General features: G+C 38.5%; 5 protein-coding genes. 1 reads left to right on the top strand and 4 read right to left on the bottom strand.

Going from position 1 to position 6,762, the window contains the following annotated elements:
* Nucleotides 1-316 precede the first annotated feature (316 nt).
* The 3 genes from eno to K9M07_03585 all read right to left on the bottom strand — a co-directional run bounded on the left by eno (nt 317) and on the right by K9M07_03585 (nt 3,538).
* Nucleotides 317-1,594 (bottom strand): phosphopyruvate hydratase, encoded by a 1,278-nt coding sequence (gene eno, locus K9M07_03595; GenBank protein ID MCF7852309.1) that lies wholly within the window; start codon nt 1,592-1,594, stop codon nt 317-319.
* A 76-nt stretch (nt 1,595-1,670) separates the two neighbouring features.
* A complete protein-coding gene (gene rsgA, locus K9M07_03590; GenBank protein MCF7852308.1) occupies nt 1,671-2,777 on the bottom strand; it encodes a ribosome small subunit-dependent GTPase A in 1,107 nt (368 codons plus the stop codon).
* Entirely contained in the window at nt 2,774-3,538 is a 765-nt protein-coding gene (locus K9M07_03585; protein ID MCF7852307.1) for an RNA methyltransferase, read from the bottom strand. The genes rsgA and K9M07_03585 overlap by 4 nt, the downstream gene beginning before the upstream one ends.
* A gap of 28 nt (nt 3,539-3,566) precedes the next feature.
* Here K9M07_03585 and K9M07_03580 point away from each other — a divergent pair, with 28 nt between their 5' ends.
* Nucleotides 3,567-5,441: a PP2C family protein-serine/threonine phosphatase gene (locus K9M07_03580; GenBank protein ID MCF7852306.1), complete on the top strand. Its 1,875-nt coding sequence runs from the start codon at nt 3,567-3,569 to the stop codon at nt 5,439-5,441.
* Here K9M07_03580 and K9M07_03575 read toward each other — a convergent pair whose 3' ends face one another.
* Nucleotides 5,442-6,665, bottom strand: a complete 1,224-nt coding sequence (locus K9M07_03575) for a CCA tRNA nucleotidyltransferase (GenBank protein MCF7852305.1) — start codon at nt 6,663-6,665, stop codon at nt 5,442-5,444.
* Between the last annotated feature and the right edge of the window lie 97 nt (nt 6,666-6,762).

Here is a 6,762-nt window from a genome sequence, read left to right as displayed (position 1 = left end):
TTCGCCAAAAAGAACAATGGTTAATTTTTGCATATATATACCGAGATAAATTGAAGAATTGGTTTTTATCTTCGCCGGCATCTTCGACTTTTCACCCTTAATTTTTTGACCTATCTTCAATAGGATCAAAAAATTAAGCCGGCTAAAGCCTGATAAAAATTCGAAGCGCTGATCTTTGCTAAAACCCCAATTCTTCAACTCATTTCGGTATAACTCATTTCGGTATAACTCATTGAGGTTAACACCGAATGCAAAATCGATATGATCACAATGTATTCGGCTTTTTCTTCGAAATACAGTGATTACGGTTTTAATTTCAATAGATCGCGCTTTTTTTCAACTCATCTTCGATTTCAAGTAAGCGATTATATTTTGCAATCCGCTCTGAACGACATAATGAACCCGTTTTAATTTGACCGGCATGGGTTGCAACAGCAAGATCGGCAATGAAAGTGTCTTCAGTTTCTCCTGATCGGTGAGAAATCACAGTAAAATAACCGTGTTTTTGAGCAAGTCTGATCGTGTCTAGGGTTTCTGTTAAGGTCCCTATTTGATTGAGTTTGATGAGAATTGCATTGGCAGTTTTTTGCTCAATTCCTTTTTGTAAGAATTGGGGGTTTGTCACAAATATATCATCCCCGACAATTTGAATTTTATCCCCGAGTATTTCAGTCATTTTTGCCCATCCACTCCAATCATTTTCATCTAGGCCATCTTCAATTGAGTCGATTGGGAATTTCTTACAGAGGGTTTCTAGGTAGCCAATTTGTTGAAGAGCCGTTCGTGTTTCAAAATTTTTCCCTTCAAGTGAAAGCTTTTTGTCAATATATGCATTGCGCTCTTTATCAAACATATAGGAAGCAGCACAATCCAGGGCAATTGTTACGTGTTCTTTAGGTTGATAACCGGCAAGCTCGATGGCTTTTAAAATGAATTCAATCGCTTCTTCATGAGAAGAAAGCATCGGGGCAAATCCGCCTTCATCGCCAACACCTGTAAAGTGATGGGCATCGGACAGACATTTTTTGAGGGCATGAAAAATTTCAACTCCCATCCGCAGGGCCTCAGAAAAATTTTCTGCTCCAATTGGTCGGATCATGAATTCTTGAAAATCAATGGTATTTTCAGCATGAACGCCACCATTTAAAATATTCATCATTGGGATGGGCATCTGTCTTGCATCGACTCCCCCAAGATAGCGGTAAAGGGGAATATTAAGGAAATTGCTTGCAGCGCGTGCGATTGCAAGTGAACAACCTAAGATCGCATTGGCACCGAATTTAGACTTATTAGGAGTTCCATCTGCAGCAATCATGAGGTGATCTAATTCAATTTGATCGAGAACGCACCGGCCCATTAAAAGTGGAGCAAGAAGTTGATTGACATTATTAACAGCCTTTAAGACACCTTTCCCATTGTATCTTTTTTTATCCTGATCTCGAAGTTCAAGTGATTCGTGTTCCCCGGTGGAAGCTCCTGAAGGAACTTTAGCAACTCCCATGGAGCCATCCTGCAAAATGACTTCAACTTGAACTGTGGGGTTTCCTCTTGAATCAAGAATTTCTCTTGCGTGAACATGACTGATCTCAGACATAAGTAACTCCCTTTTTTTCCTATTATGAGCTCAATGATAGAAATATAAGCAATAGTATATCGAAATGAAATGAAAATTAGCCTTCAGAAAGGAGATTGCAATAGGAGAGATAACGCAAATGGGATATTTCTCCTGTTTCTACCGCTTCCTTAACCGCGCAAGATGGTTCATGAATGTGGGTACAACTGGCAAATTTACAATTCTCACTATAGGCGGTAATTTCTTCAAAATACGAGCGCAGAACTTCCTGTGGGATTATCCCCATTCCAAAACTTTTGATCCCCGGGGTATCGACACAATATGTGTTGGGCTCAATCGCAAATAATAAGGCAGAGGTTGTTGTGTGCATTCCCTTTTGGCTATGAATCATCACATCGCTTGTTTTAAAATCTTTTCCGGAAATGGCATTAATTAAGGTTGTTTTACCGACTCCGGATTGACCTGAGAAGACAGATATTTTGTTATGCATGATCGTCTTTAATTCGTGGAGACCTCTCCCGCTCACGGCACTAATGGGCAATGTCAAATACCCTAAACGGCTGTAGAGTTCTTCGATTTCTTCAAAAAGCTCTTGCGATTCAGTCACTTCTTTGTCAGAAATAGAAGAGGGGGGATCTATTAATAGATCAACTTTATTTAATAAAATAATGGGGACCATATTTCCCGATTTACAAGCAATAATATAACGATCAATGAGATGAGGTTTTAGTCTAGGTTGGATGACAGAAACGGTAATTAATACTTGATCAACATTAGCAGCTAAAATTTGTTGCCGTTGAGTTTGTTTAGATTCGATACGTGTGAGGATGGAATGTCGTGTGCGGACGTGAGTGATTAATCCATCGGTTTGGGATTCTTTGATAAAATGAACTAAATCACCGACAGCAATGATATTGCGCATTGCATTTTTCTCAAAACGCATTGAGCCTTTAAAAGAGCAGGTATAGGATATGTGATCGGATTCAATAAGAGCACTATGTTCCGGTAAGACTTGTAAAACACGCCCGAGATGTTCATCATTTTTCAATGTGTCATCTCGAGATGGTTTTTTATCTTGATCTGTTTTTTTATATTTTGAGCGATCTTTTTGTTTTGCTATATTGCGCTCTTTTCTCGAATGTTTTTTGTCCTTTGAATGATAGGCTTCTTCAAAATCGAGGAAATCATCGGTGTCGTTCATCATTGTCTCATCGCTTGTGATATTTCATACATTAATACGCTTCCTGCAACGCCAACATTGAGAGAATCAACTAGAGTATTCATTCGAATGGTCATTGTCTTTGAATTTTTACAAAAAGTATTAGAAACTCCGTGAGATTCGTGACCTAATATGAGCGCGCAAGGTTGTGTTGATAATGCAAGTTGATCTAAATATTGGCCATTAATATCTGCTCGGTATAAGGGAAGATCGAGCTCTTTAAGTTGATCGATGATTTTGTCTTGATTCATTTCAATCAAATCAAGAAAAAATGTCGCACCTCGCGCGCTTCTTAAGGCCTTTTCGTTGTAGGGGTCACAAGAGTGTGGCATAAAGGCCACCTGTTTAAAATCAAAAGCCAACGCAGATCGAAGCAAAGTTCCCGTATTTCCGGGATCACTGACCCCATCTAAAATGAGGAGGGGTTCGTATTTAATTTGAGAATGCAAGGAGGGCATTTTGATTTCAGCAAGTACATTTTGGGGGGCAATCGTTCCGGCAATTTTTTTCAGAATTTCTTCTGTCACACTGTATATCGAGGAAGCGGCCAAATTTTGATATTGAGATTCAGTCCCTTTTTTAATGAGCAGTGTTTTGATTTTAAAATATTTATTTAACTCATGAATAACACGATCCCCGGTCATCACGAGATAGCCAAATTCTCTGCGGTAGTCGCGGTCATTTTTGAGTTTGTATAAATGTTTAACAATTGGATGTTGCAGACTGGAAATGAATGGTGTATGCATAGAAAAAAGGCTCAGGCAATCGTAGTATATGAATAGTAATTCTAACAAAAAAGACTTTTTAAAGTTTAAAAAGTTTTCATCACGACTCATAATGCGTGTTTTTTATATTACATGCATTTGTCTTATTCTTCCTCTCGTCATTTATAGTTTATTGATTACGCGCATTGATTATGAAAAGAGAGCCCAAGGTATTTATCAAGCAGTGACAAGTGTTACGGAAGAGAAAATCCATCTTTTTCTTCAAGTAATTGATGTTCAATTTGCAGCTATGAAATCTTTAGGAGAATTGATTTCAACCGTGCAATTAGATGATGAGAATATTCAAAAAATTCTTAATGATTTTGCTGCTGAAGATTTTATCTATTCTGTTTATTTGATCCGCTCTACAGATCCTGATGGGCATTTTTCGATTAGTCATGCATCGGATCCGACATTAGTCGGCCAAGATATGTCCGCTTTCATAAAAAGGCATGATCTCTCAAGGCATAAAGAGTCTTTTTTTATTGGATCAAATCTCAATGAACAATCGGTACTATTTTTATCCCAACCCCTAAAAGATGATAATCAGGCAATTTTGATGTTTGAAGTGCGGTTTGAAAAGCTGATCTCATCGATTTTTAGTTTATCAGAATGGAGTGAAATGGATGTCTCGCTGATTAGTTCCAATGGGTACATTGCTGCGAGTAGTCGTGTGAATATACAAGGTTTACCAATTGTCATTGAGTCTTTCGATTACCCTCATCAAAATACGATTGTCTTAAAGCCAATCCGAATAGCGGATAATGAAGCGTATTCATTTCAATGGAACCAATTCACTTTTTTTGCAGTTCTTAAACCAATTCCTAAATCCGATTTGAAACTCATGACGGCGATTCCAAAACAAGTGCTCTATTCACCCATTCAAAAACTCGTATGGGAAATTGTCATTGTCCTAGGTTTAATTTTGATGATTGGTGGACTGGGCTTATTTCTATTATTGCGTAAATTTTCAGAACCGATTCACCAGCTTCAACAGTGTTTTTCTCATGTCGCCCAGGGAGATTTAGATTATCAATACCGTAAAATGAAACTGGGATTTGAGATTAATATGATTGGAGATGCATTCAATCAAACCATTTTAAGACTCAAATCAGTGATGAAGGAAGTTGAAATAGCTAAAATTCAAGAAAACGTTTTAGCCAAAGAGTTAGAGTTGGGACAACAAGTGCAGCATTCCCTTTTACCGACTCAGTTTGAAAGATCTCAATCTCTTGAAATAGCGGGTAAGTTTATATCCGCGAAGCAAGTCGGTGGTGACTGCTATGATTTTATTGCTCAGGATGATCGATGCCGGGATTTAATTTTCATTGCCGATACGGCGGGAAAAGGGGTTATGGCATGTTTATATGCATTGAATCTTAGAAGTTTGATCCGCGCATATAGTGATTCTAGAGCATCGCTTCAAGAAATTGTTCTTAATACCAATAGAATGTTTTATAAGGACACGGAGGAGAACGGAGTTTTTGTCACGAGTTGGCTTGCGATATTTGATAGGGAACAGGGCCTATTGCATTACACATCAGCAGGTCATCCTCCGGCGATTTTGAAAAGAGCTTCAGGTGAAATTGAACTGTTATCGACAAAGGGGATCGCTTTTGGGGCTATAGAGGCAAATGAAATTGAAATTAAAGAAATTTATTTAAATTCCGGTGATCTTCTCATTCTCTATACAGATGGTGTGATCGAATCTAGGAACAAAAATGAAAAACTTTATGGCATTGAACAGTTAGTCTCTACGGTACAACAGATTTCGTTAATACAACCTAAAGATATAGCAGAACAAATCTATCAAAGCTGCATTGCCTTTTCTGAAGGGGAAGAGCAGGCTGATGATATCGCCTTATTAGTCATCAAATGTATGTGATTATTGCTTTCGATGATTTGGAGGGAGAATGCGATCGAGAATCGCATCTTGATCAAGCAGATCTTCCTCTATAGAGATACTTTCTGCTTTTTTTAATAAGTCACCCAGTTCTTTCCCTGGAGGAAGGCCGGCCGCCATTAACAATTCAGCCGTAATAATGGGTCGATGATGGATAACTCTCTCGACATGAGGGAAGAGTTTAATGTGTTGGTGCGTATGTTTGGCGATCGTTGCTTCAGGGATAGGAAGGCACTTTAAAATTTCAAAACATAGTTCAAAATGAACATCTGCATATAAATAGACGAGTTCTGAGCGGGTAAGAGGGGGGGCCTGTTCAAAAATTTGTTTTAGCTTGGCGAAATATAGCCCATAAGTGACTTCTTTATTTGAGAGTTTTAATTGCTTTAACTGCTCTTCGAGTTGCTGCTGAGACATATGGGTAAAAAGGAGAATAATTTTTGCAATTGCACTGGTTGTCATAGGTAAATTTTCAATCCCTTCAATGGACTGAAGGAGCTCTGTTTTTGAAATGGCAGTTAAAGAAGGGAAAATAACGGATAATAGGCCTGTTTCATACAACATCATCAGGGCTTGATCAAGATGAGGAAATGCGGCCATTTTAGTGAATTCTTGCCAGACACGTTCAATGGCAACAGCCGGGAATAATTCTTTGTGATGAGCAATGATAGCCTGGTAAGTATTCTCTTCTATTTTAAAACCGAAACGGCAGCTATAGCGAATGGCTCTCAACATGCGGAGGCGATCTTCTTTAAAACGCATATGCGGATCGCCAATAGCTCGAATGATTTTTGCTTCAATATCTTTTTTGCCCTCGATATAATCATAAATTTCTCCTGAAAGAGGATCAAAAAACATCCCATTAATTGTAAAGTCTCGTCGCCCTGCATCTTCTTCAGGCGTTGCACTTGTTACTTGAGTAGGGCGTCTTCCATCTTCATATCCCGTTTCTTTTCGAAAAGTAGCGATTTCATAGCGGTAGCCATTCTCAAGGACAATGACGATCCCAAATTGTTCACCAACCGGAATTGTTTTTTCAAATAAGACGCGCAATTCATCGACACTAGCATCCGTTACAATATCTATATCATCAGAAAGAAAATTGAGGAGGTGATCTCTGACCCAACCGCCGGCAAAATAGGTTGTAAAACCTTGGTTGTGGAGTTTTTGTACAATCGAAACGGCAGTACGATAATGCTCGGGCATATTTTTTCAATCCGGAAAACTAGATTAATTTTCCGTTATCCTATAACAGATCAGTTTATTTGGATAGGATCGCCCTGATTTTCTTCAAAAAATAGCT

The sequence above is a fragment of the Simkaniaceae bacterium genome (assembly GCA_021734805.1).
Classification (GTDB): domain Bacteria; phylum Chlamydiota; class Chlamydiia; order Chlamydiales; family JACRBE01; genus Amphritriteisimkania.
This window is presented reverse-complemented; position numbering and strand designations above follow the sequence as displayed.

What these genes read in the sequence shown, in the direction of transcription:
- K9M07_03580 (MCF7852306.1), top strand. Translation starts at nt 3,567, where the DNA reads ATGAATAGTAATTCTAACAAAAAAGACTTTTTAAAGTTTAAAAAGTTT.
- eno (MCF7852309.1), bottom strand. Translation starts at nt 1,594, where the DNA reads ATGTCTGAGATCAGTCATGTTCACGCAAGAGAAATTCTTGATTCAAGA.
- rsgA (MCF7852308.1), bottom strand. Translation starts at nt 2,777, where the DNA reads ATGATGAACGACACCGATGATTTCCTCGATTTTGAAGAAGCCTATCAT.
- K9M07_03585 (MCF7852307.1), bottom strand. Translation starts at nt 3,538, where the DNA reads ATGCATACACCATTCATTTCCAGTCTGCAACATCCAATTGTTAAACAT.
- K9M07_03575 (MCF7852305.1), bottom strand. Translation starts at nt 6,665, where the DNA reads ATGCCCGAGCATTATCGTACTGCCGTTTCGATTGTACAAAAACTCCAC.